The sequence below is a fragment of the Neptuniibacter sp. PT8_73 genome (assembly GCF_047778045.1).
In the GTDB taxonomy this organism is placed as follows: Bacteria; Pseudomonadota; Gammaproteobacteria; order Pseudomonadales; family Balneatricaceae; genus Neptuniibacter.
Map to the genome: position 1 here is coordinate 3,655,084 of NZ_CP180545.1, position 24,541 is coordinate 3,679,624.

Below are 24,541 nucleotides of genomic sequence, written 5' to 3' on the forward strand. Positions count from 1 at the left end.
ACAGAGTGGAGCCTACAATGATGACATCTCTTGTCTTAACCGTCATCGGTCCTGATAAACCAGGTCTGGTCGAAATGCTAGCGCAAACCATTACTGAAAATGGCGGCAACTGGCTTGAATCAGGCATGTCCAGATTAGCTGGAAAGTTTGCCGGCATTCTAATCACCGAAGTTCCTGAAGATAAAGCAGCTTCATTAACTGCAGCGCTAACAGCGCTAGATGCTCAAGGCTTGAAGGTAACAGTTGAGCAATCATCAGCACCAGAAGTCACTGGCGCATCTCAACACTTTAAGCTTGAGCTGGTTGGCCATGACAAACCAGGTATCGTTCGCGATATTTCTAGTGCACTGGCTAAGCGTCACGTGAATGTAGAGCGTCTAAACACCGAACTAGTATCTGGTTCTATGTCGGCCGAACTGTTGTTCAAAGCAGAAGCTGAGTTACTCGCATCCAGCGACCTAGACTTAGATGAGCTGCAACAGGATTTAGAAAATATTGCCAGCGATCTAATGGTTGATATCAGCTTAGATAAATAAGCCATAAAGCATAGAAACAAAAAACGCGCTTACCTTTCTCAAGGCAGCGCGTTTTTTCTTTCTAAGATGAGCGATTAACCGCGCGCATCCAATTTAGCTTGGCCACGCTTCACAGCTGCACGTACCTGATTTGGCGCTGTACCACCAATGTGATCACGAGCTGCAACAGAACCTTCAAGCGTTAGCACTTCAAATACATCCTGCTCGATCGTATCGGAGAACTGAACAAGCTCTTCCAACGTCATTTCACCTAGATCTTTATTCTGTTCGATACCGTAGGCTACAGATTTACCTACAACTTCGTGAGCATCTCGGAAAGGCATGCCTTTACGCACTAGGTAATCCGCCAAGTCTGTCGCAGTAGAGAAACCGCGAAGCGCTGCTTCACGCATGCTTTCTTTCTTAGACTCAAGCGCAGGCACCATGTCAGCAAATGCACGTAGACAACCTTTCACTGTATCGATTGCATCAAACAGCGGCTCTTTATCTTCTTGGTTATCTTTGTTGTATGCCAGTGGCTGAGACTTCATCAACGTTAGCAAGCTCATCAAATGGCCGTAAACACGACCAGACTTACCACGTACTAACTCAGGTACATCTGGGTTCTTTTTCTGCGGCATGATTGAAGAGCCTGTGCAGAAACGATCTGGCAGGTTGATGAAATCAAACTGAGCAGATGTCCATAGAACCAACTCTTCAGACATACGCGTTAGGTGCATCAACAAGATACTAGACGCGGAACAGAACTCGATCGCGAAGTCACGATCAGAAACCGCATCCAAAGAGTTTTCAGCCGGAGCATTAAACTCAAGTAGCTCGCAAGTTAGATCACGCTGAATTGGGTAAGTTGTACCCGCAAGGGCTGCAGCACCTAGCGGCATGATGTTGGCACGCTCACGACAATCTTCGAAACGGCCGAAGTCACGGGTTAGCATCTCGAACCAAGCAAGCAGGTGATGACCAAAGGTCACAGGCTGAGCTGTTTGAAGGTGAGTAAAACCTGGCATGATCGTATCAGCTTCACGCTCAGCAATACCCAATAGGCCCTGCTGTAGACGCGTAATTTCAGCCAAGATTAGATCGATCTCATCACGTAGGTACAAACGAATATCTGTCGCTACTTGGTCATTACGAGAACGACCTGTGTGTAGCTTCTTGCCCGTGATACCAATTTTCTTAGTCAAAGCCGCTTCGATGTTCATGTGCACATCTTCTAGCTCAATTGACCATTCAAATTCGCCGCGCTCGATCTCTACACGAATTTCGCCAAGACCACGGATAATATCGTCACGCTCTTCTTCGGTAAGAACGCCTGCTTTTGTCAGCATCTTCGCATGAGCAATAGAACCGCGAATATCCTGCAGATACATACGCTGATCAAATTCAACGGAAGCCGTAAAACGCGCAACGAAAGCATCCGTTGGCTCATTAAAACGACCGCCCCACTGCTGGTTAGTTTTATCACTCATGGGAAAACCTCAAATTACTCGGAGACTTAATCAGCTATTTTTAGCCGATATCACAAAATTTGCGCGACATTATATCATGCCCTTTCGCTTGAGGTGTCTATATCGCGCCCTGCAATCTGCTACAATCGGCAACAAATATTAAATATGCCGTATTTGAGACTACTTTTATGAGCAGAACCATCCGCATTGCTACCCGTAAAAGCCCATTGGCCCTATGGCAGGCAGAATATGTAAAAGCCGAGCTAGAACGCCATCACGCAGACATTAAAGTCGAATTACTCGGCATGGTATCTAAAGGCGATAAGATCCTTGATGCACCACTAGCCAAAGTGGGCGGTAAAGGTCTGTTTGTAAAAGAGCTAGAAGAAGCAATGCTAGCCGGTGAAGCTGATATCGCGGTTCACTCCATGAAGGATGTACCGATGGAGTTTCCAGAAGGCTTAGGTTTGGCCGTGATCTGCCCACGCGAACAGCCAACCGATGCTTTTGTCTCTAATACTTACAACAGCATTGATGAACTACCTCAAGGCGCTGTAGTCGGTACATCTTCTCTACGTCGTGAAGCGCAAATTCGCGAAAAACGCCCTGACTTAGAGATCAAATGGCTTCGCGGTAACGTCAATACACGTCTACGTAAGCTAGACGAAGGCGAATATGATGCGATCATCCTTGCCTCTGCAGGTCTAATTCGTCTAGAGATGCCTGAACGTATTCGTTCAGAAATTTCTGTAGATTTCAGCCTACCGGCAGGTGGCCAAGGCGCTGTAGGCATTGAGTGCCGTACAGATGATGCCGAACTGCATGAACTTCTTAAGCCACTACACGACACCGAAACGGCTTGGCGTGTAACGGCAGAGCGCGCTATGAACAAGCGCCTTGAAGGCGGCTGTCAGGTACCTATCGCCTGCTACGCGACGCTGAACGATGAAAATTCTGAACTCTACCTACGCGGCCTAGTTGCAAAACCAGACGGTACGTTGATTCTTCGCGACGAACAACGCGGCGCTCCGTCTGATGCCGAAGCCATTGGCGTAGAACTGGCTGATCGACTTTTAGCCGCAGGTGCTAAAGAGATTTTGGACGCTGTATATAACAAAGCAGATGCCTAACTCTTTAATCAACCTTAGGGTTCTGGTGACACGTCCTGAGCATCAGACCCAAAAGCTTACCGAACAACTCCGCGCCCTTGGCGCGGAACCAACCCCCTTTCCTCTACTCAAAATCCAACCCATCGCTGAAACTGATGAAAACTTTCATCCACTGAAACAACACATTTTAGATCTCGATCTATTTCAGCATGTCATTTTTATCAGCCCAAATGCGGTTGAGATTGGTTATGAGTGGATCGACTTATACTGGCCGCAACTGCCACTGGGCGTTCAATGGCTAGCGATCGGAAAGCAGAGTGCGGCACTATTGAACAACTATGGTATAGATGCCTATCACAGCCCTCTGGGGTACGATTCAGAAGCGCTATTAGCATCACCTGCGCTGCAACAGATAACTGGCGACAAGATTTTAATTATGCGAGGCCAGGGTGGACGGGAAAAATTAGCCACTGAACTTCGTGCACGGGGAGCCGAGGTTAGCTATGCTGAACTCTACCGCCGTGAATGTCCTGCATATTCCGACGCTGATATTGCCGATGCCCTTTTTAATCGGCCTTTAGATGCCATATTTATCAGCAGCGGTGCAGGACTCGACAATTTACTGGACTTGATACAGCGCCCTAATGGCAAATTCAGCACTGATTCACTATTACGCTGTCATCTTGTTGTGCCCAGTGAACGTATTAAAAAAGCTGCCGAAGCAGCTGGATTCAACAGAGTAACCACGGCCTCGGGGCCTGACGATCAAGCAATGATCGACACCCTGAAGCAGTCACTGACTTTTGCGGAAATCGACAGATGAGCAACAAAAAGAAACAATCGCAGGAAGATAAGAAAACCACTCAAGATGTACCTGCAACTGAGGTTGTTGAAGAAGTGGTTGAAGAAACTACAGAAGCAGTCGCTGAACAGGAAGAAGCCGCTGCAGAAGAGACTAACAAAGAAGCAGAAGAAACAACGGCTGAAGCAGACAATGTCGCTGCATCAGAACAATCTGCTCCTGAACCAAAAGAAGAGAAAGAGAAGAAGCCTGCAACATGGCCTGGCAAACTAGCACTGCCTATCTCTATTATCGCTTTAGGTGCTGCTGGTTACCTGTACTGGCTATCCCTACAACAGAGCGATAGCGTTGCTCAGAATAACGCAGCGATTGAAGCTCAGGTTAGCTCATCTCTAAGCGACGCTCGAGGCTCTGTCGATCAAGCATTAGCTGGCATGAATCAAACATTGGGCCAACTAAAATCTCAAAGCCAAGCAGACAAAAACAACATTGATGAGCTGCAAGCACGTCTAACTAAAAGCATCCAGCAAGTGACAGCTAACCAGAAAACCAATCGTAAAGACTGGCTTCTAGCTGAAGTGGAATACCTGTTACGTCTCGCTAATCAGCGCGTACTAATGGAACAAACGTCCGCAGGCGCACTGAAACTACTGAAATCCGCTGACAAAATCCTCAAAGAGACTGACGACGTTTCCATTTACGATGTACGTAAGGCTTTAGCTGCTGATATCGCAGCATTAGAAGCAGTACCGGTATTGGATACAGAAGGCGTTTTCCTACAGCTTGGCGCATTAAACAATCAGGTACAAAACCTACGTTTAATCCCAATCTCTAAACAGCACAAGCTACCAGACCTATTGGAAGAAGTTACGCCAGAGGTAGTCGAAGAATCTTGGACGGCTGGTCTAGAAGAATCATGGAGCAAAGCAACCGACAAACTTAACAAGCTTGTGGTTATCCAGCACCGTGACGAGCCAATTGAACCATTGCTATCACCACAGCAAACTTACTACCTACAGCAAAACCTTCACCTTATGCTAGAACAAGCTCAGCTTGCTCTACTGCAGCGTAAGCAATCATCTTATGATGCCAGCCTAAACAAAGCGCACGATTGGGTTTCTACTTACTTCGAGCAAAGCGACGGTACTACGCAAAGCTTGCTGCGCGGTATTTCTGAGCTAAAGAGCGTTAAAGTAACGGCTGAGATGCCAGATATTTCTGGTTCTCTACGCAGCCTGAAGAACTACCTTGCTCATATGACAAAACTTAAGGAACAAGGGGCTTCATAATGAAAAAACTTGTCCTACTTCTGCTGATCATTCTTGCTGGCGGTGCATTCGTCGGTGAGATGATGATCAAAGATTCAGGCTACGTCTTGATCGCCTATAACCAAACAACGATCGAAACCAGCCTATGGGTTCTTCTCATCGTTTTGGCTGTAGGTTTTGTCATTGGTCACTGGCTATTAAACTTAGTCACTCATACTCAACTGCCAACTACTAAGCTAAAAGCTTGGAAAGATAACAGAAACCAGCTAATCAGCCGCCGTAAGACGCTAAAAGGCTTAACTTCGTTATCTGAAGGCAACTGGGCTCAAGCACAGAAGCAGCTGGCACAAGCCGCTGAGCGCTCTGATCTGCCGCTAGTAAACTACCTAGCTGCAGCAAAAGCTGCACATGAGCAAAACAATGAAGCTGCAGCTGACGAACTTCTACAAAAGGCACGCAACACAACGCCTGAAGCCGAAGTAACTGTTGCTATCTCTCAAGCTGAGATTCAACTATCTCGTGGTCAGCTAGAGCCTTGCCTAGCAACGCTTCTACGTTTGCGCACACTCGCGCCTAAAAACACATACGTAATGAAGTTGCTGAAAGATGTTTACCTTCGTCTGAATGACTGGAAAGCACTTTCTCAACTAATTCCGGCACTGCGTAAACACCAAGCGCTTAAAACGGAAGAGCTATATGACCTAAGCGCAGAATGCTGTACTCATATTCTTGAAGACAGTGTTAGCAAGCTTCCTGTGGAAACCAGTGAAGAAGACCGCCTAAAAGCATTGAGCGATGCTTGGTCTGATCTGCCGACAGAGCAAACTAAGAATGGTGAAATTGTTCAACATTACACCGAACTACTGGTTTCTCTTGGCGCCGAAGATCGTGCTGAGCAAAATCTTCGCAGTTTGATTAAGAAGAACTGGGACGAGAAATTGGTTACGCTATATGGCCGCATTAATGGCGAAAATGCCAAGAAGCAGCTTGATAGCGCTCGCAGCTGGCAGAAAGCTCACGCTGAAAGCCCTGAACTATTATTAACCTTAGGCCGTCTATCCCTGCGCAATGAGCACTGGGGCCAGGCAGTAAAGTACTTTGAGCAAAGCCTTAAGCTAGATGCTAAACCAGAGACTTTAGGTGAGTTAACGCGCCTACTTCGCCACCTAGGCGAAGATGAAAAGGCACAAGGTTTACTACAAGAAAACCTAAGCATTGTTGCATCAGGCCTGCCTGAGCTACCGATGCCAGTAGAGCAAAAAGCTAGCGCTTGATAGCTTTACAAGACCATACAAAAGGATGCTGCATAGCATCCTTTTTTATTTATTCCGTTTGCACTAAGGCCTCCATCGCTTGTTCTGCCCAATGCAAACTATGGCGATAAGCCACATCAAAAAACTCTTTTCCAAAAGCTGAAGCTTCAACCTCTTTCCAATCTGCTTTTTCGAAAGCAATCACAACTTTCAGCAATCCACCCAACTCCCCTTCAAAATCAGATATCGCATGCTTAATGCTTTCATCTAGAGGAATCTGACGCAAAATTTCATCCATTTCTACATCTAACAAGAGGTCTAACTGAGAGATCATCCCCACCATAAAAGCACTATCTTGCTGCAATGATTCAGATGATTCTGCTAGTAACTCACACATACGACCACGTACTAATAGGTTTCTAGCAAGCTCTTCGGGTTTGTCAGGGTTACTGGCTAATGTAATCAGAGTCGCCCACTTCCGAATTTGATCATGCCCCAAGATCACCACCGCCTGCTGCATAGAATCAATCGAACGGTTCTGCTGATAAGCAGCTGAATTAACTACTTTTAGGATTTTAAAACTAAGCTTAGGGTCCATGATAATCAGCTCTTCAATTTCTGAAGGCGTAATATCCGGACGTTGCAGCTGTTGCAAAAGCTGCATTAAAGCCGCGCTATTACCCGGCACATCTTTCCCCAGTACCTTAACTGGACGACTAATAAAGCCTCCTTGGAACAGCTTAAACCCAACCTTTTTACAGAATTGAAGAGTCTCAAAGTCATCTACATTTTGCGCTAATGCGGTCTTTTTCGCCTTATTCAGCGTGGCTACCAACTTTTTGATTTTAGTCCGATGCATCAAGCTAAAATCAATTTTGATGATGTTGACCAGCTTAATTAAAGGAATTAGATGAGGTTGCATTGAGAACCCATCCAAAGCGATTCGGTACCCTTGTTTGGAAAGCATTCTAAGGTGGGCGATAACCTCTTCAGTCACTGTTATATCTGGATGGACTTCAATAACTATCTCCTTTCTAGGCAAAGCTAGAGAGCTCCCCTCCTGTAGCATCGAACTAGGAAAAGGCAGAAACACAGGTACTTTATGGATATGACCGTCTTGAAACAGGCTGGTGAAGGTATGCATAACGAGCATTGACCCTTCAGTTTCAGGATCAAATAACGAATCTTCGATGTATTCAGAATATTGATAGCGCAGCTGATAAGAGATGATCTTGAGGTTTCGATCAAAGATAGGCTGCCGAACCATCAATACTTCAGAGCTTTGCCCTTCCATAGAACTCAAAAGTCCCTGAGGTAGTTATGGATTTTATACAGCTTATCCCGCGACCGAAGTTATTGCCAGCCAAAAGCAAAAGAGGAGCTTGCAGCTCCTCTTTCATTTATTGTAGATCTCTAACCTAAGGGTTATCTACGCTCACTTTTCGCTGACTGACAATCTGCCACAAAAACTCAACCGCAGCTATAACCAGTAACGTATAGCCCATAAGTTCAGTTCCCTCTTCTACAATATTCTTCACGACCCTTACATAGCCATCACCCATTACCGCTTCCCAGAAGGAACCGCGGCCAAACAGACGTGAAAATACTAATACAACCAAGATACCGCTCAGATAGATACCAGCACTGGACAGTTTCGAGAATTCAATTAAGGAAGGTTTAACCGGGTGATGTTGCCTAATCAAATATAAAGTCGATGTAGCAATCAAGATGCAAACCAGCGTCTGCCATGCGCCATCAAACATATTCTCGTCTAAGAAAGCATCAAACTCACGAATCAGCATCATGCCACTCAACGTGGCAACAACCACAGCAGCTGGACGCAACGTATCACTGTAATAAGCGCCGACTAAAAATAGCATGCAGGTAACGAAAGCAAACGTATCGTGCATCAACTCTGTCGCCGAACCTTCATCGTACTTACTCTCTGCCAATAGGGCATAACCTTCCATTGCAAAGATATTTGCTACACCTGCCATAAATAGCAGATAAACAAGGGATCGAATCATTAAGGCAGCGAATGATTGCATCTGAATACATCCAAGTAAGTTGATAGAAACAGGTAAAACGTCTAGCTAGCGCAATTCTGGCTCGGCGTTTATCGATAACCGTTCAGATAGAGATCCATAACTAAGCGATTAGGGTAAGCGCGAACCGTGGATTCTAATAAAAAATGATCAGAAAAGCATTTATAAGAAAGCTTTGTTACAGCTAGCTAGTGTAAAACACACTTTTTAGGGACAATTGGGCAATAAAAAAGGAGCCAGAGGCTCCTTTTTTGATAGGGAGGCGAATTAACTCTTAGGTCTTGGCGCATAAGCAAATACATCAGAGTGCATATTCGCTTCTTCAAAGCCACGTGGTTCACACGCATCTAGCAACGCATAAACCATACCTGGAGAGCCACTTGCGAAGATTTCTACATTTTCGAAATCGGCAAAATCTTCTAAAACAGCATCCGGTAGAAGACCTGTACGACCTGTCCAACCAGGACTATTTTCAGGTTCACTCACAATCGGCTCAAAGTGAACATTTGGATGTTCTGCAGCCCATTGCATTGGCAACTTTTCCAAATACATGTCTTCTTCTACACACGCGCCCCAATAAATATAGATTGGGTTACCAAATTGATTAGCCAATAGATGTTCTACCACGCTCTTCACTTGCGCAAAGCCCGTGCTCGCCGCAGCCAAAATTAAACGTGTATCAGGCTTTAGTTTATGAGCTTGTAGGTAGCAGTCACCTTTCGGTAGTTCAATCTCTACCGTTTTTTCGCTTTTTAAATGCCCGATAATCGCATTAGACATTTCACTCTCAGGCATATGACGGATATGTAACTCGATATCACGACCCGTATCTGGCGCAGAACCAATAGAAAATGAAGCCTGCTTACCGTCTGGCAAAAAGATATCTAAATACTGACCAGCAAAAAATTCGGCAGATAGAGAAGCCGTTGCAGGCATTTGCAGGCGGATGCGGTACACATCGTGGTTTAGCTTTTCAAATGCCTTAATATCACAAAGGAGCTTTTTCACAGATAACTCTCCAGGGCTTTTTAACCCTTCAATCCTGACCCTTACATCACTTAAGGGTTTACATGTACATGCTAGTACACTTGGTGCACTACGAGTAGTTTGAACGCTATCAACACAGAGATGAAGTTCTGGATAGCGTTGTTTAATTTCGCCTTCAAGCAGCTTTACTTCGCAAATTTCACAAACACCATTGCGACAGCTGACGCGCATTTTATACCCTGCTCGATGTAAACTTTCCAGCAGGGTTTCATCTAATCCAGAAGGAATTTTATTCCCGTTATTTTCGATCAGAATATGCTTAGGCATAGATCACTTTAAAATACCCAATTCGTCCCAGATATCGTCCACTTTGCTCTGAACTTCTGGATCCATAACGATAGGTTCACCCCATTCACGGGTTGTTTCACCTTCCCATTTATTGGTCGCATCCATGCCCATTTTAGAGCCGAGGCCTGACACAGGCGAAGCAAAGTCGAGATAATCGATCGGTGTATTATCGATCATCACCGTATCTCGCTGAGGATCCATACGCGTAGTGATCGCCCAGATCACATCATTCCAATCACGGGCATTCACATCATCATCGCAAACGATCACGAATTTGGTGTACATAAACTGTCTTAAGAACGACCAAACACCCAACATCACACGTTTAGCATGACCCGGATACTGCTTTTTAATCGTCACTACCGCCATACGGTAAGAACAGCCTTCAGGCGGCAGATAAAAATCTACAATCTCAGGGAACTGTTTCTGCAGAATCGGTACGAACACTTCGTTCAGCGCAACACCTAAGATAGCTGGCTCATCAGGTGGACGGCCAGTATAGGTGCTGTGATAGATTGGGTTACTTCGATGGGTAATGCGCTCGACCGTAAATACAGGGAAGCTATCAACCTCGTTGTAGTAACCGGTATGGTCGCCAAATGGGCCTTCATCAGCCATCTCGTCCGGATCAATATAACCCTCTAAGATGAACTCAGCGCTAGCAGGAACATGAAGGTCATTGCCAATACATTGAGTAACTTCAGTTTTGCCACCACGCAGCAAGCCCGCAAAAGCATACTCAGACAAGGTATCAGGAACCGGTGTCACTGCACCCAAAATCGTTGCAGGATCAGCACCTAAAGCAACGGCAACAGGGAACTTATCACCCGGATGTTCCTGTTTCCACTCACGAAAATCGAGTGCACCTCCACGGTGTGCGAGCCAACGCATAATCAGTTTATTTTTGCCGATTAATTGCTGACGGTAGATACCTAAATTCTGTCGTTCTTTATTAGGACCGCGTGTAATCACCAAAGGCCAAGTAACCAATGGTGCCGCATCCCCCGGCCAGCAAGTTTGAATAGGAAGGGTATTTAGATCAACATCATCCCCTTCGATCACATGCTTCTGACAAGGCGCTGACTTAACCAGCTTGGGGCCCATATTAAGCACTTGCTTAAAGATAGGCAGCTTTTCCCAAGCGTCCTTCATACCTTTAGGTGGTTCAGGCTCTTTTAATTGAGATAAGAGCTTACCTACATCTCTCAGCGCTTCTACAGACTCCTCTCCCATACCCATCGCTACACGTTCTGGCGTACCAAACAAGTTAGCTAACACTGGATAAGAGGAACCTTTAGGGTTTTCAAACAGCAGAGCTGGACCGCCTGCTTTGAGAGTACGATCACTAATCTCGGTCATCTCCAGATTAGGATCAATCTCTTGTTTAATACGCTTTAACTCGCCACGCTCTTCCAGCATGTGGATAAAGTCACGCAGATCTTTATATTTGGGTGTCGCCATAATCAGACCTAGTAGATATAAAAAAGGGCAAGCAGATGCTCACCCTTTAATACGCAAACCGGTTTACTTCCGTTTCATAGAAAGGAAGAATTCGTCGTTTGTTTTAAAGTCTTTCAGCTTGTCGATGACAAACTCTGTCGCTGCAGTATCTTCCATTGGATCTAGAAGCTTACGTAGGATCCACATACGCTGTAGCTCTTCTTCAGATGTAAGAAGATCTTCACGACGCGTACCAGAACGACGGATGTTGATTGCTGGGAATACACGCTTCTCAGCAACTTTACGATCCAAGTGAACTTCAGAGTTACCAGTACCTTTGAATTCCTCAAAGATAACTTCGTCCATCTTAGAACCCGTATCAACCAACGCTGTTGCGATGATTGTTAAGCTACCGCCCTCTTCGATGTTACGAGCAGCACCAAAGAAGCGCTTAGGACGCTCTAGCGCATGGGCATCAACACCACCGGTTAGTACTTTACCGGAAGATGGAATAACTGTGTTGTAAGCACGCGCCAAACGCGTGATAGAGTCCAGAAGGATAACCACGTCTTTCTTGTGTTCAGTTAGACGCTTAGCTTTCTCGATAACCATCTCAGCCACTTGAACGTGACGTGATGGCGGCTCATCGAAGGTAGATGCAACCACTTCACCGCGAACGGTACGCTGCATCTCTGTTACTTCCTCAGGACGCTCATCGATTAGCAATACAATCAGGTGAGTTTCTGGGTTGTTACGGGTGATGCTGTTAGCGATGTTCTGCAGCATCAAGGTCTTACCGGCTTTAGGCGGTGATACAACCAAAGCACGCTGACCTTTACCCATTGGGCAAACCAGATCGATAACACGTGCAGTCAGATCTTCTGTACTGCCGTTACCGATTTCCATCCGCAAACGATCCTGCGCAAATAAAGGCGTCAGGTTTTCGAAAAGAATCTTGTTCTTCGCGTTATCAGGCTTATCGTAGTTAATTTCATTAACTTTCAATAATGCAAAGTAACGCTCACCATCTTTAGGTGGACGAATCTTACCCGCAATCGTGTCACCTGTACGTAGGTTGAAACGACGAATCTGACTTGGAGATACGTAAATATCATCCGGGCCAGCTAGGTATGAGGAGTCAGCGGAACGCAGGAAACCAAAACCATCCTGCAGAATTTCTAAGACGCCATTACCGTAGATGTCTTCACCGCCTTTCGCATGACGCTTAAGGATAGCGAAAATAACATCCTGTTTACGGGAACGAGCCAGATTATCCATTCCCATGCCTTTGGCAATTTCAAGTAACTCGGGAACGCTTTTTGTTTTTAGTTCGGTAAGATTCATAGTTTGAAGAAAAGAAGCACGAAGCTAATTTTTAATATGTGGATGGAATTTAAGAAGATAGTCGAACGTTGGTCAAAACGCTCTCGCATAAAATACAAAGAAGGAAAAAGATTTTAGCGGGAGGACCAAACAAGCAACACTATAGAAGGTAGGTAAGGGTCTGTCTATAGTGCAAAGGTAAGAAAGTGTAATGTTTTGAGCCACATTACACTTTCTAGGTATCAATCTATTAAAGATTAGCTTCAATAAACGCAGAAAGCTGCGATTTAGATAGTGCGCCAACCTTAGTAGCTTCTACATTACCGCCTTTGAAAAGCATCAATGTAGGGATACCACGAATACCAAATTTTGGTGGAGTTTCGCTGTTTTCATCGATGTTCAGTTTACAAATTTTCAACTGGTCACCGTACTCTTTAGCGATCTCTTCCAGAACAGGGGCGATCATCTTACAAGGACCACACCACTCAGCCCAGTAATCAACTAATACTGCACCTTCAGCTTTGAGAACATCTTCCTCAAAGGAAGCATCTGTAACATTTACAATGTTTTCACTCATGGGAACTTTTCTCCGCTGCGCCCATTATTTTTCAATAAGACTGCCGATAATAGCATCCTCGCCGCCTATTGTGTAACGCCTACAAGGGTAATTCCCTAGCATAACGGTCAATTATTTAGCTATAAGCTTAAACCTCAAACGCTATAAAACCCCATTTCATGGGGCTGCCAGGCCATATTTCCAGTAGACTATCCCTATAAACAAAAAGCTTTAAAACAAAAGATGAAAAGCACCTGCAGTACCGCAGTACTTTTGGTAATCTAGCTCAGCCTTCCATATCGGGTCATAGGACGATAACGCATGACAGAGCCTTCAACTGTTTCAGATAAACAAGATGATCAACGCTTAGCAGCTATTGATTTAGGGTCTAACAGTTTCCATATGGTTGTCGCGCAACTTGATCAGGGTGAGATACGCCCGATTGACCTTTTGTCCGATAAAGTTCAACTGGCCGCTGGCATCAATGAGAAACGCTACCTGACAGATGAAGCAAAACAACGTGGGCTTGAATGCCTCAGCCGTTTTGCCCAGCGCGTCAAAGATCTCCCTAGAGATTCCGTTAGAGTCGTAGGCACTAACGCTCTTCGTGAAGCCAAGAATAGCCGAGAGTTTATTGAGGAAGCTGAAGCTATCCTAGAAACTCCACTGGAGATAATCGCGGGTCGTGAGGAGGCACGCCTTATCTATTTAGGTGTATCCCACACCCTTGCAGATGATCAAGGCTCCCGCTTAGTCATTGATATTGGTGGTGGCAGTACCGAGTTTATTATTGGCGAGCGCTTTGAGCCCCGCACTATGGAAAGCCTCCATATGGGCTGCGTTAGCTATACCAAACGCTATTTTAAAGATGGCATTATCTCTGCCTCCAACTTTAAACGCGCTCGCACAGCCGCTCGCCAAGAACTGCAATCGATCGTCCGAGAATATCGCAATCTAGGCTGGAACAGTGCAGTAGGTGCATCAGGCACAATCAAAGCCGTTCGCAATATTTGCCAAGATTATGGCTACAGCCAAGATTCAATTACCTGGGAAGGATTACAACAACTTAGAGATCTTCTGCTGACCTTCAAACACAGCGACGATATCGACATTAATGGCATTAAATCTGAACGAAAAACCGTCCTAACTGCAGGCGTTGCCATCTTATGCGGTATATTCGAAGCTCTAAATCTTGAGAAATTGAGCTTCTCCGAAGGCGCACTGCGTGAAGGCGTTCTCTATGATATGGCAGGCCGTTTAAAGCATGAAGACGTCCGTGATCGCAGCATCACCGCACTTATGCAGCGCTACCATGTTGACCAAGAGCAAGCCGAACGTGTCGAACAAACAGCTCTACTTGCTTGGGCTCAATTGAAAGAAAGCTGGCACCTTTCTTCGAAACACTACGATATGCTTTGTTGGGCAGCACGCACCCATGAGATTGGTTTAACAATCGCGCACAGCCAGTTCCATAAACATAGTGCTTATCTGCTTAGTCACTCTGATCTACCAGGCTTTACCACGCGCGAGCAGCACCAACTAGCGACTCTCGTACGCGGTCATCGCCGAAAATTCCCTAAAGATGAGTTCAAGGTACTACCGAAACGCCTGCAAGAGCCTTATCGTCGACTTTGCGTGCTTCTAAGGCTCGCAGTTGTACTCCATCGCAGTCGCTCTTCAGATCGCCTACCGGCGATCACGTTTAGCTTTGACGGCAAAGTACTGAACATGAATTTCCCAGAGGACTGGCTATCTCATCATCCATTGACCGAAGCTGGGCTTGAGCAAGAAGCGAGTTATCTAGAAAGCGCCGACATGAAGCTTAAATTCAGCTAACTATCTAATCCTCAAACTTGCACTGCTAAAACTCATTAGTCGGTTTTGAGGTTAAGCGATTAACCATTTGATTGATCGCCTTCATCTGTGGCGCACTTCTTTTATAGTAATGATATGGCGGTAAGCTATTACTGCTATACCCCCAAAAATCCCAACAGCCACGAGGGTTTAAAGGCATGATTGAGGATGGTTTCACTTGCGGGTAAAGGATAATCAACTGATTAGCATCCGCTGTTTCGTTATAACCCGTACCCGATACAAATCGATCTCCCAAAAATTCATCCCCCTGCCGGCAACCATGTAGAGCCACATGCACTCGGCAAGATTCACTACGGCAACTCTCAGGAATATAGACATAACCCATATCGTCTAGACTAGTGTATTCACCTGAGATGAATGGCGTTTGATCAAACTTAATCAACTCACCTGACAGCTCTTTAACATCTACCTCTAATTCGCCATAGATATGCTCTAGCAATCGCCGTGCTTGGGAGAAGCCACAATTATTGATCCATGGCTTTTCGGTCTGAGCACACGAATTATCTTCAAGATCATCAGTAATGAATCCGTGCCCTGCAGCTACTCTGTTATCGTAGCGAATAGCACTTCCATCAAGCTCTAAGTACTTATAGAAAGACAGTGTCTGATCTACTACAACCTGTCTAACGGTTTTATCTTTAAGGCCAGAAAAGATATAAACTTTATCGTCAGAAAGATTCTCTAACCTAGCTATGCTGCCTCGCTCAGCTTCAGTCTTGGCTAGTTCAGACAAATAACGACTATTAGGATATAGAGTTTCAGGGCAACCAAACCAGCTGTACTTGCAAGGGTCCATACAGGTTGTGGTGGCACTCACAAGCTTAGGCGTCAGATCATTTCCGGGAATACTCGCGACACAATTCCACGGCCCTCCAGCAATAATCCCAACACCCACTAGATTCTCAGAATAAGCAATATGATATTGGGCCGCCATAAAGCCGCCTGATGACAAACCGGATATGGAGGTTTTATCAGGCAAAGCATTTAAAGCCGGCAAAACTTGCTTATTTCCACCTTCGGCAAATGAAAGGCTTGATAGGCAAGCACAAAAAACAAAACTAATTATTTTTTTCATAGGAGCTTCCTGCCACACTCGATCATAATAAAATAAATTCATCCCAATTTTCTTTCGATGATGATCTGAAGAAGCTGGCGTACTTTCTCATTATTCTTATTAGCCATATCTGATAAGAGATCTTTTACACCTTTATCTAGGCTAGACATGAATAGCTCCACATCCTTTGTATAACTATTGTTTTCGCCTAGTTTAGAATTCATGCTTTTATGGGAATAATTTCTACTCAAAACATACGCACGAATCCCCTCTTCAATAGCCCTAGCTATATAACTCTCAGCCTGCATACAGGCATCGACCCTTCGAGAAGAGCACGCTGCCAATAGTGGCCGGGCATCTGATTGCAATTGATGGAAGGGGGATGTTTGATACCAGAATGATTCCTCAGACCCGAAGGCTTTGTCGTAGAATCTATAATGCTCCCTCTGCATAATTTCTGGCAAATTTAAGGCTGCACTATCTAATATAACCGTGCCTAGCCAAGGCACTCCCCCTATAGTTTGGATATTAGAAACGGCAGATGACACTAGAGCAACAAGGTGAGCACCTGCTGAATGCCCCATCAGTATAAATTTTGAAGAATCTGCTCCCCAATAATGAGCCTTATCTTGGGCAACAACTATAGCCTTCTTAAGATCTTGGGCCTGCTCTAATGGGCTAACAGAAGGCACCAAGCGATAGTTAACAGAGATAAATACAAAACCCTGTGGCAGCCAACGCAGGACTTTATTGTGAACGACGCTGGCTGATGTTTTGTCCCCTGAACTCCAAGCCCCTCCATGCACCATAAAAATAACAGGCGCATTCGAAAAATCATCATGGGTATAAACATCAAAAGATTGAGAAGGGTCTTCTCCATATTCCACATCTGAATAAAGAGAATACCCCTGATATGTGATTTTTTTGGCTTCAGCCCAAGCATGGTTATCGACAAAACAAAAGGATAAAAGTGTTATACAGACATGCATCACCACTTTGTTTAAACTTTTCATCATCACTCCCTGATTTAATGAATCATACATTTGATAAATTATGCCTTTAACAAAACTAAGGCAAAAAAAAACCTCGTATGAATACGAGGTTTTTTTCAAATGCAAGCTAGCCGCTTATAGCTTAGGGCCCGCTGCAATGATCTCTTCAGATACGCCATCGAACTTCTTGAAGTTCTCTACGAACTGACCGATCAAATCGTTTGCAGTTGCATCGTAACCAGACTTGTCAGCCCAAGTGTTACGTGGGTTAAGTAGTGTATTGTCTACACCTTCAACCGCAACTGGTACTTCTAGGTTTAGACCTTCTAGCTTCTCAGTCTCAACACCGTTTAGGGAACCATTCTGGATTGCAGAGATGATGCCACGAGTAGTTGGGATGCTGAAACGTTCGCCAGTACCGTAAGAACCGCCAGTCCAACCAGTATTTACAAGGTAAACCTTAGAACCGAACTCTTCGATACGCTTCATTAGAAGCTCAGCGTAAACGTGCGCTGGACGAGGGAAGAAAGGAGCACCGAAACAAGTAGAGAAAGTAGACTTGATGCCACCGCCTGAACCCATTTCCGTAGAACCTACAAGTGCAGTGTAACCAGACAGGAAGTGGTACGCAGCCGCTTCTTTAGTCAGGATAGATACTGGTGGCAATACGCCAGTCAGGTCACATGTTAGGAATACGATAGAATCTGGCTCTTCACCCATGTTAGATACAGTACGTTTTTCAACGTGCTGTAGCGGGTATGCGCAACGACCGTTCTCAGTTAGAGACGTGTCATCGTAATCAGCTGTACGTGCATCGTTTAGAGCAACGTTCTCTACGATCGCACCAAAGCGGATAGCGTCCCAGATAATTGGTTCGTTCTTCTGGCTTAGGTTGATAGTTTTAGCGTAGCAACCACCTTCTAGGTTAAATACAACGCCTTTGCCCCAACCGTGCTCATCATCACCGATTAGGTAACGAGAAGGATCAGCAGACAGCGTGGTTTTACCTGTGCCAGATAGACCGAAGAATAGCGTAGTACTGTTGTCATCACCAACGTTTGCAGAACAGTGCATTGGCAATACGTCTTTCTCTGGTAACAGGAAGTTCTGTACAGAGAACATCGCTTTCTTCATTTCACCAGCGTAGCGCATGCCTGCTAGCAAAACTTTACGCTTAGCAAAGTTGATGATTACGCAACCATCGCTGTTAGTGCCGTCACGCTCTGGATCACATTCGAAACCAGCAACGTTTAGGATCTGCCACTCTTCTTTCGACTTCGGATTGTATTCCGCAGGACGAATGAAAAGATTCTGACCGAACAGGTTCTGCCATGCAGTCTGAGTAGTCATGTTTACAGCAAGATAATGGTTTGGATCAGAACCCACGTGTACGTTTGACACGAAGTGCTCTTTATCTGCGATGAACTCTTCTACGCGAGTCCATAACGCATCAAATTTATCTGAATCGAATGGGCGGTTGATATTACCCCAATCGATAGAATCAGCAGTACTTGGCTCTTCAACGATGAAACGATCCATCGGAGAACGACCGGTACGTTTACCTGTTGTCACTACCAATGCGCCAGTGTCAGCAAGTGTTCCTTCACCGTTGGCAATGGCTTTCTCAACCAGCTTAGCTGGGCTTAAGTTGTGGTGTGCAATATTAACAGAATCTTTGGTCATTACTGGGTTCCCTTGGCATAGGCGCCAATAACGTTACCTAATAAGGCGTAAGGCTATGGTGTATCGTAATTATAAGGAGGCGTATTATGCACAAAAATCGCACGCTGTGCCATTGTTGAAATCAATTCGCATTTGACCTGCCGCAAAAACAGGCTTATTTGATTGATTTTACTGCAAATTCACCACCAGAATATCTAATATAAGTTCGCTTAATGTACTTGTGAGCCGCCTGAAGCGCCGTTTTCAGCAAACAGTGCTTCAATATCTGCAGCGTCAAAATCGTACTGGGCGTTACAGAACTGGCAATTAACAGCCACTTTGCCCTGCTCTTCTAGTACTTCTAAAAGCTCTGCTTTTTCGACAAGTTTCAAAGATGCTTCGCTACGTTGACGAGAACAGGTACATTTAAATCGAACTTCATCCGGTTCGTATAGACGACATTGTTCTTCATGGAAAAGTCTGTACAACAATGTTTCGTTATCCAACTCTAATAACTCTTCACTTTTAAGCGTGGACGCTAAGTGACTAACCCGATCCCAATCTTCTTCGCCGGTACCTTGCGCTGGCAATACCTGCAGCATAATACCTGCTGCTTTTTCACCATCAGAAGCTAGCTGGATCTGGGTTGGTAACTGTTCAGAGCTAACGAAGTAGTTTTCTAAACATTTACCGAGGTTCTCGCCGTCCAGCGGCACAATACCTTGATAAGGTTGTCCTTGCTCCGGCTCAATGGTTAAGACAACCTGACCTTGCGGTAATAGATCTACAAAGTTAGCTTGTTCATCTAGCTCACCTTCGTAACGAGCAATCGCACGGAGATCGCGGTCATGGTTACACTCCGCCATTAACACACGAACATTTCCTCGACCTTGAGCTTGAAGAATAAGGCGACCTTTAAATTTTAGGTTCGAGCTAAGCAAACTAACCGCTGCTAACATTTCACCTAACACCTGCTGGATCACAGCGGGATAGTCATGGTTTTCAAAACAATCGGCACAGGTTTGCTGTACGCCGGAAACAACGCCGCGAATATCCAATTCATCAAATAGGATACGCTGAATCTGATCAGGATTACTCATGAGAGGATTCTATCGAGTTATAAGTGGAAAATAAGTGGGCCCAGACAGGTACCCAAGTTAATACAGGTATTTTATCATATCTGTCTCACAATTCGGGACAGTATTTACAGTATGAACGATATTACCGTTTTCAGGCAGACTTGGAATATCAAAGCCCTTATCCTCGGGCATTTGTTTGCGTTTGCATGGTTTGGCTTCTTCGTGACAGAAACTGGCTTTGCCTTCTGGCGCAGTATCGACCAAAACCTATTTTTCTTGCTGAATGGCACCTTGTCTGAAGATAATGGCTGGACCCGTTTTTGGGCATGGGCGAATGTCCGCATCATGGACCTTATACCACTTACAATTATGCTGGGCAGTCTTACCTTCCCAGGCTTCGGTATAAAACGTGATCGCCTCCAACAAGCCATCATCGGGTTTATTCTATTACTCGTTTTGATGTTCTTTGTCAGAGAAGGGGTGGCTAACTTCACCAAAGCTGCGGAGCTAAGTGGTAAGAGCCCAACCTTATTACTGGAGCCAGCATATCGGTTTAGTCAGATTGTTCCGGATATTCCGGCCAAAGACAGTGCAACATCCACCTTCCCTGGGGATCACGCTACAGTCGTTCTAACCTGGGCAGGCTTTATGATGCTAAATGCGCGTAGCTGGTTATCTTTATCCGCTCTATTTTTAGCCGTTCTATTTATGCTTCCGCGCGTTGTGGGTGGAGCCCATTGGGCAAGTGACAATTTAGTCGGCGGGGCTTTCTCAGCAATGATTACCCTGAGCTTGGCTTTTTGTACGCCAATTATGCATATAGCTACCAGCAAGACTCACAAACTTCTACAGCCATTAATACGGCTATTGGCGAAGATACCTTTGCTAAATCAACTCCCGATACTCAAATCGTAAATGTGTTGATCCAACCGCATTGTTCGCCATAGACAGAACAATGCGGTTAGTCGTTAACCTTTATCAAAGATACCGCGTTCACCATCTTTAAATGATCGAATCTGACGGCGCTCTTTCTTATTTGGTCGATTGCGCGGATTCAAGCTACTACCCATCGCCTTACGCTGAGCTGCATGCTCTTCACGTTTTTTAATACTGGCTTCAGTCTCTTTGTAGAGTTTTTGCGCTTCAGGCGCACCACGACGTTTATCTGAGAGCTCAACCACTACGATCTCTTTCTCATCGAAACCCTGACGAATTTCTAAGACAGCGCCGATTTCAACATGTCGGCTACATTTGGTACGCTGCCCGTTATAGTGCACCTTACCGCCATCGATCATCTGTTTTGCAACAGCGCGGGTTTTATAAAAACGAGCGGCCCAAAGCCATTTATCAAGTCGAACTTTTACTTCTGTATCTGTCATTTCTTGGGGGTAATCTCATCAAAGTGCTCTATAGCACTATAGTCATCTATTTCTCTTTTAGGCTGCTGGCTATCAGGTTGGTAGATCGACAATAAATACTTAATACCATATTCCCGAGCACTGTTAAGTACAGCAAAGCTATCATCCACCAGCAAAGTACGGGACTTATCAAAAGGCTCTACTTGCTGCAGACGATCCCAAAAAGTGAGATCTTCTTTGGGCAACCCAAAGTCATGAGAGCAGATGACATCATCCACAAGATCGTTGATAGCGGTTTTTTCAATTTTAAGAGACAAGCTTCCCCAATGAGCATTCGTCACAATAACCGTGCGAATTCCCTGCTCTTTTAAGGTAGCTAGGAAGTCCTGCACATGAGGTCGAAAAGCGATTTTGTCGGCAATCTCAGACTTCAGTTCAGTAATGGGCACATTCAGTTCACGCGTCCAATAATCCAAACAATACCAATTAAGAGTTCCTTGCTGCTCTATGATACGCTCATGCAACCAACTGCGAGCTTCATCTTGATCCATTTTGTGGATCTGCGCATATCGCAGGGGTAGATGTTCTAGCCAAAAATAGGTATCAAAGTGTAGATCAAGAAGGGTGCCGTCCATATCCAGCAAGACGGTATCTATATTCTGCCAATCAAACATTTTTCAGGCCAAGTAAAGAGGAAACCTCAGTATGCCGGTTAAACCCGAAATTTTGAAGGTTACAACTGCCGCACAAACACGCTTATTTAAAGTCGAGCAAGTTGAACTTCGCTTTTCAAACGGTGCTGAACGCACTTATGAGCGCTTAGCCAATCGAGGTAACAGTGCAGTAATGATCATTCCTGTGACCGAAGACAATGAAGTACTGCTGATCAAAGAGTATGCTGCAGGTATTGAGGATTACACGCTGACGCTGCCTAAAGGCCTGATAGATCCCGGTGAAAACGCTCATATCGCTGCAGACCGAGAGCTTAAAGAGGAAGCAGGATTTGGTAGCAACCAGTTAGATACGCTAAAAATAATGACATCAGCACCCAACTATATGGGGCATAGAATTACAGCGGTCATCGCCAGAGATCTCTATCCTTGTCGTTTACAAGGCGATGAGCCAGAGGAGATGGAAGTCGTCAGTTGGCCGCTAGCCGAAATAGAGCAACTGGTAGCTAGCGAGGACTTTACCGAAGGTAGAGCCATTGCAGCGCTCTATATGGCCAGAGATTTCCTCAATCGCAAATAGAACCATCATTCATACTGCCAACACCCAATAACAAAAAGGCCGTAAGATAATGAACCAACACGACTTAGCTTCAGCATTACTCTGTATTTGTCAGCAAGCCAGCGCTGAGATCTTAAAAGTTTATCAGCGCGATGATTTTTCGATTGCAGCTAAAGCTGACCACTCCCCTGTTACGGCAGCTGACCTCGCAGCACATCAGGTGATTCGGGCCGGTCTCAGCGATCTGACTCCCGAGATCCCACAACTAAGTGAAGAAGACACTGAATTAACCTACCAACAGCGCAAAGTTTGGCAGCAATTTTGGTGTATCGATCCGTTGGACGGGACCAAAGAGTTTATTAACCGGAACGATGAGTTCACCATCAATATTGCTCTGATCGAAAACAACCGCCCTATCTTCGGTATTATCTATGTCCCCGTTAGCGGAGTCGCCTATTGGGGGGGCAACGAAATTGGTGCATGGAAACAGGAAGATGGGCAAGCTCCAGCGCAAATCCGGAGCAGACCTCTGGGCAAAGACCTAATCGTCGCATCCAGTCGTAGACATGGCCAAGAAGCTAACGAAAACCTGATGCTGCCGATAGCTAAGCAGTTTTCCCAGATAAGCCATCGAGGGATGGGAAGCTCTCTAAAGATGTGTCTAATCGCTGAAGGTATAGCCGATTTTTACCCACGTCTTTATCCCACCAGCGAATGGGATACGGCAGCAGCTCAAGCCATTCTGGAAGCAGCGGGTGGGCGTTTAGTCAACACCGAAACACTCGAAGGCCTCACATATAACTTACGCGAGTCTTTAGAAAATCCGTATTTCTTTGCCTGCGGTGATCCGCAATTCCCACTAGAAGTTTTACGAAACCATCTAGCGAAGAACACTAATTAAAGGACAGGGACCAAAAACAGCTGGGATATAGATTCATTATCCCAGCTAGGTGAGTAGGTAAGAGCTAATTATTCAGCTGCACAGGACTGATTAGCACGAGCAAAAACCTCTTCCACTTTAAATTTAAAATCAGGGTTGCTCAGTTGATTGGCACGGATCAGTTTCACTTCATTATCGCTAAAGTGCTTGTGTACATATTTAGAAAAGCAGTCACAACGCTCCTCAGTAGCACCCGCCAACTTCATGCAATCCTCTTTAAAAGGCACAAATGTATCAGACGCTAGAAACTGGGTTTTAACGACCAGAATTGCCAGAGATACTACAGAAATCCAAATTAAAACTTTATACATCTTCTAACAGTCACTTTTTTATAGTTATAAAAATACAGGCCTGTCATTCTAGGGTTAAAACATGACAGTTTCAGCAAACTTTAGTCGCAGCCCTTTAAAAAATGAATTATGAACCAATATAGGTAGATAGTTCGTAACAAAAGAACATCAAATAAGCACACTTTTTGTACCATGAAATAATCACTCTTGGGTGCTATTATTTCCGTGCTTTGGATAATTAATAATTACCTGCCAATCGTGTGAGCATACGGATACGCAGGTAATCTCTGACAATAAGTCTTTACGACACACGAATAAGGTGACACTTATGAGCTTTGAACTTCCGCCGCTACCTTATGCAAAGGACGCTCTGGAACCACACATCTCTGCTGAAACGCTAGACTTCCACCACGGCAAACACCACAACACTTACGTTGTTAAGCTAAATGGTCTAGTTCCTGGTACCGAGTACGAAGGTAAAACTCTAGAAGAGATCATCACTTCTGCTCCTGCTGGCGGCGTATTCAACAACGCTGCTCAGATCTGGAACCACACGTTCTACTGGAACTGCCTAGCACCAAACGGTGGTGGTGAGCCAACTGGCGCAATTGCTGATGCAATCAACGCTAAATGGGGTTCTTTCGCAGCATTCCAAGAAGCTCTAAACGACAAAGCAGTTAACAACTTCGGTTCTAGCTGGACTTGGTTGGTTAAAAACGCTGACGGTTCTATTGATATCGTTAACACTAGCAACGCTGGCTGCCCTCTAACTGAAGGTCAGACTCCACTGCTTACTGTTGACCTATGGGAACACGCTTACTACATCGATTACCGTAACGTTCGTCCTGATTACCTAAAAGGTTTCTGGGCGCTAGTTAACTGGGAATTCGTAAACGCTAACTTTGCATAAGTTATCGTAACTTTTTAAAAGGCTGATACGGAAACG

24 protein-coding genes are annotated in these 24,541 nt (G+C 45.1%); 10 read left to right on the forward strand and 14 right to left on the reverse strand.

Annotated elements, in window-relative coordinates:
- Positions 1–17 precede the first annotated feature (17 nt).
- Positions 18–536 carry a glycine cleavage system protein R gene (locus ACMXYN_RS16800; protein ID WP_415882775.1) on the forward strand — a complete coding sequence of 173 codons (519 nt, stop codon included), beginning with the start codon at positions 18–20 and terminating at the stop codon, positions 534–536.
- 74 nt (positions 537–610) lie between these two features.
- Here ACMXYN_RS16800 and argH read toward each other — a convergent pair whose 3' ends face one another.
- Positions 611–2,005 (reverse strand): argininosuccinate lyase, encoded by a 1,395-nt coding sequence (gene argH / locus ACMXYN_RS16805; RefSeq protein ID WP_415882776.1) that lies wholly within the window; start codon positions 2,003–2,005, stop codon positions 611–613.
- A gap of 167 nt (positions 2,006–2,172) precedes the next feature.
- Between argH and hemC the strand changes: the two genes are divergently transcribed.
- The 4 genes from hemC to ACMXYN_RS16825 are packed head-to-tail and all read left to right on the forward strand — an operon-like array spanning position 2,173 to position 6,437.
- Positions 2,173–3,114, forward strand: coding sequence for a hydroxymethylbilane synthase (hemC, locus tag ACMXYN_RS16810; protein WP_415882777.1), 942 nt, complete (start codon positions 2,173–2,175; stop codon positions 3,112–3,114).
- A gap of 25 nt (positions 3,115–3,139) precedes the next feature.
- Positions 3,140–3,916, forward strand: a complete 777-nt coding sequence (locus ACMXYN_RS16815) for a uroporphyrinogen-III synthase (protein ID WP_415892780.1) — start codon at positions 3,140–3,142, stop codon at positions 3,914–3,916.
- Positions 3,913–5,184: a uroporphyrinogen-III C-methyltransferase gene (locus tag ACMXYN_RS16820; RefSeq protein WP_415892781.1), complete on the forward strand. Its 1,272-nt coding sequence runs from the start codon at positions 3,913–3,915 to the stop codon at positions 5,182–5,184. Before ACMXYN_RS16815 ends, ACMXYN_RS16820 begins: the two co-directional genes overlap by 4 nt.
- Complete coding sequence (locus ACMXYN_RS16825) at positions 5,184–6,437, forward strand: heme biosynthesis HemY N-terminal domain-containing protein (protein WP_415892782.1); 1,254 nt, start codon at positions 5,184–5,186, stop codon at positions 6,435–6,437. The genes ACMXYN_RS16820 and ACMXYN_RS16825 overlap by 1 nt, the downstream gene beginning before the upstream one ends.
- A 49-nt stretch (positions 6,438–6,486) precedes the next feature.
- Here ACMXYN_RS16825 and ACMXYN_RS16830 read toward each other — a convergent pair whose 3' ends face one another.
- The 6 genes from ACMXYN_RS16830 to trxA all read right to left on the reverse strand — a co-directional run bounded on the left by ACMXYN_RS16830 (position 6,487) and on the right by trxA (position 13,136).
- Positions 6,487–7,710: an EAL and HDOD domain-containing protein gene (locus ACMXYN_RS16830; RefSeq protein WP_415892783.1), complete on the reverse strand. Its 1,224-nt coding sequence runs from the start codon at positions 7,708–7,710 to the stop codon at positions 6,487–6,489.
- A gap of 124 nt (positions 7,711–7,834) precedes the next feature.
- On the reverse strand, positions 7,835–8,464 hold the full coding sequence (locus tag ACMXYN_RS16835; RefSeq protein WP_415892784.1) for a hypothetical protein: 630 nt from the start codon (positions 8,462–8,464) through the stop codon (positions 7,835–7,837).
- A 264-nt stretch (positions 8,465–8,728) separates the two neighbouring features.
- Positions 8,729–9,775, reverse strand: coding sequence for a 2Fe-2S iron-sulfur cluster-binding protein (locus tag ACMXYN_RS16840; protein WP_415892785.1), 1,047 nt, complete (start codon positions 9,773–9,775; stop codon positions 8,729–8,731).
- A gap of 3 nt (positions 9,776–9,778) precedes the next feature.
- On the reverse strand, positions 9,779–11,257 hold the full coding sequence (gene ubiD, locus ACMXYN_RS16845; protein WP_415892786.1) for a 4-hydroxy-3-polyprenylbenzoate decarboxylase: 1,479 nt from the start codon (positions 11,255–11,257) through the stop codon (positions 9,779–9,781).
- 63 nt (positions 11,258–11,320) lie between these two features.
- A complete protein-coding gene (gene rho / locus ACMXYN_RS16850) occupies positions 11,321–12,580 on the reverse strand; it encodes a transcription termination factor Rho (RefSeq protein WP_007021413.1) in 1,260 nt (419 codons plus the stop codon).
- 229 nt (positions 12,581–12,809) lie between these two features.
- The gene (gene trxA / locus ACMXYN_RS16855; protein WP_415882785.1) at positions 12,810–13,136 is read right to left on the reverse strand and encodes a thioredoxin TrxA; all 327 of its coding nucleotides are present in this window, start codon (positions 13,134–13,136) and stop codon (positions 12,810–12,812) included.
- 300 nt (positions 13,137–13,436) lie between these two features.
- On the opposite strand from trxA, the gene ppx reads away from it, so the two are divergent.
- A complete protein-coding gene (ppx, locus tag ACMXYN_RS16860) occupies positions 13,437–14,951 on the forward strand; it encodes an exopolyphosphatase (RefSeq protein ID WP_415892787.1) in 1,515 nt (504 codons plus the stop codon).
- A 25-nt stretch (positions 14,952–14,976) separates the two neighbouring features.
- Here ppx and ACMXYN_RS16865 read toward each other — a convergent pair whose 3' ends face one another.
- The 4 genes from ACMXYN_RS16865 to hslO all read right to left on the reverse strand — a co-directional run bounded on the left by ACMXYN_RS16865 (position 14,977) and on the right by hslO (position 19,798).
- On the reverse strand, positions 14,977–16,065 hold the full coding sequence (locus ACMXYN_RS16865) for a poly(3-hydroxybutyrate) depolymerase (protein ID WP_415892788.1): 1,089 nt from the start codon (positions 16,063–16,065) through the stop codon (positions 14,977–14,979).
- A gap of 38 nt (positions 16,066–16,103) precedes the next feature.
- Positions 16,104–17,087 carry an alpha/beta hydrolase gene (locus tag ACMXYN_RS16870; protein ID WP_415892789.1) on the reverse strand — a complete coding sequence of 328 codons (984 nt, stop codon included), beginning with the start codon at positions 17,085–17,087 and terminating at the stop codon, positions 16,104–16,106.
- Between the two features lie 84 nt (positions 17,088–17,171).
- Entirely contained in the window at positions 17,172–18,719 is a 1,548-nt protein-coding gene (locus tag ACMXYN_RS16875; protein WP_415892790.1) for a phosphoenolpyruvate carboxykinase, read from the reverse strand.
- A 209-nt stretch (positions 18,720–18,928) separates the two neighbouring features.
- Positions 18,929–19,798, reverse strand: coding sequence for an Hsp33 family molecular chaperone HslO (hslO, locus tag ACMXYN_RS16880; RefSeq protein ID WP_415892791.1), 870 nt, complete (start codon positions 19,796–19,798; stop codon positions 18,929–18,931).
- A 111-nt stretch (positions 19,799–19,909) separates the two neighbouring features.
- On the opposite strand from hslO, the gene ACMXYN_RS16885 reads away from it, so the two are divergent.
- Positions 19,910–20,692, forward strand: coding sequence for a phosphatase PAP2 family protein (locus ACMXYN_RS16885; RefSeq protein ID WP_415892792.1), 783 nt, complete (start codon positions 19,910–19,912; stop codon positions 20,690–20,692).
- A 53-nt stretch (positions 20,693–20,745) separates the two neighbouring features.
- On the opposite strand, the gene hslR is transcribed toward ACMXYN_RS16885, so the two are convergent.
- Positions 20,746–21,156 (reverse strand): ribosome-associated heat shock protein Hsp15, encoded by a 411-nt coding sequence (gene hslR / locus ACMXYN_RS16890; RefSeq protein WP_415886198.1) that lies wholly within the window; start codon positions 21,154–21,156, stop codon positions 20,746–20,748.
- Positions 21,153–21,809 (reverse strand): GMP/IMP nucleotidase, encoded by a 657-nt coding sequence (gene yrfG / locus ACMXYN_RS16895; RefSeq protein ID WP_415892793.1) that lies wholly within the window; start codon positions 21,807–21,809, stop codon positions 21,153–21,155. Before yrfG ends, hslR begins: the two co-directional genes overlap by 4 nt.
- Positions 21,810–21,840: 31 nt before the next feature.
- Between yrfG and nudE the strand changes: the two genes are divergently transcribed.
- The gene (gene nudE / locus ACMXYN_RS16900) at positions 21,841–22,386 is read left to right on the forward strand and encodes an ADP compounds hydrolase NudE (RefSeq protein ID WP_415892794.1); all 546 of its coding nucleotides are present in this window, start codon (positions 21,841–21,843) and stop codon (positions 22,384–22,386) included.
- A 49-nt stretch (positions 22,387–22,435) separates the two neighbouring features.
- Positions 22,436–23,266, forward strand: a complete 831-nt coding sequence (gene cysQ / locus ACMXYN_RS16905; protein WP_415892795.1) for a 3'(2'),5'-bisphosphate nucleotidase CysQ — start codon at positions 22,436–22,438, stop codon at positions 23,264–23,266.
- A gap of 68 nt (positions 23,267–23,334) precedes the next feature.
- On the opposite strand, the gene ACMXYN_RS16910 is transcribed toward cysQ, so the two are convergent.
- Positions 23,335–23,616: a hypothetical protein gene (locus ACMXYN_RS16910; protein ID WP_415889587.1), complete on the reverse strand. Its 282-nt coding sequence runs from the start codon at positions 23,614–23,616 to the stop codon at positions 23,335–23,337.
- A gap of 307 nt (positions 23,617–23,923) precedes the next feature.
- Here ACMXYN_RS16910 and ACMXYN_RS16915 point away from each other — a divergent pair, with 307 nt between their 5' ends.
- Positions 23,924–24,505, forward strand: coding sequence for a superoxide dismutase (locus ACMXYN_RS16915; RefSeq protein ID WP_415889588.1), 582 nt, complete (start codon positions 23,924–23,926; stop codon positions 24,503–24,505).
- Positions 24,506–24,541: the final 36 nt, after the last annotated feature.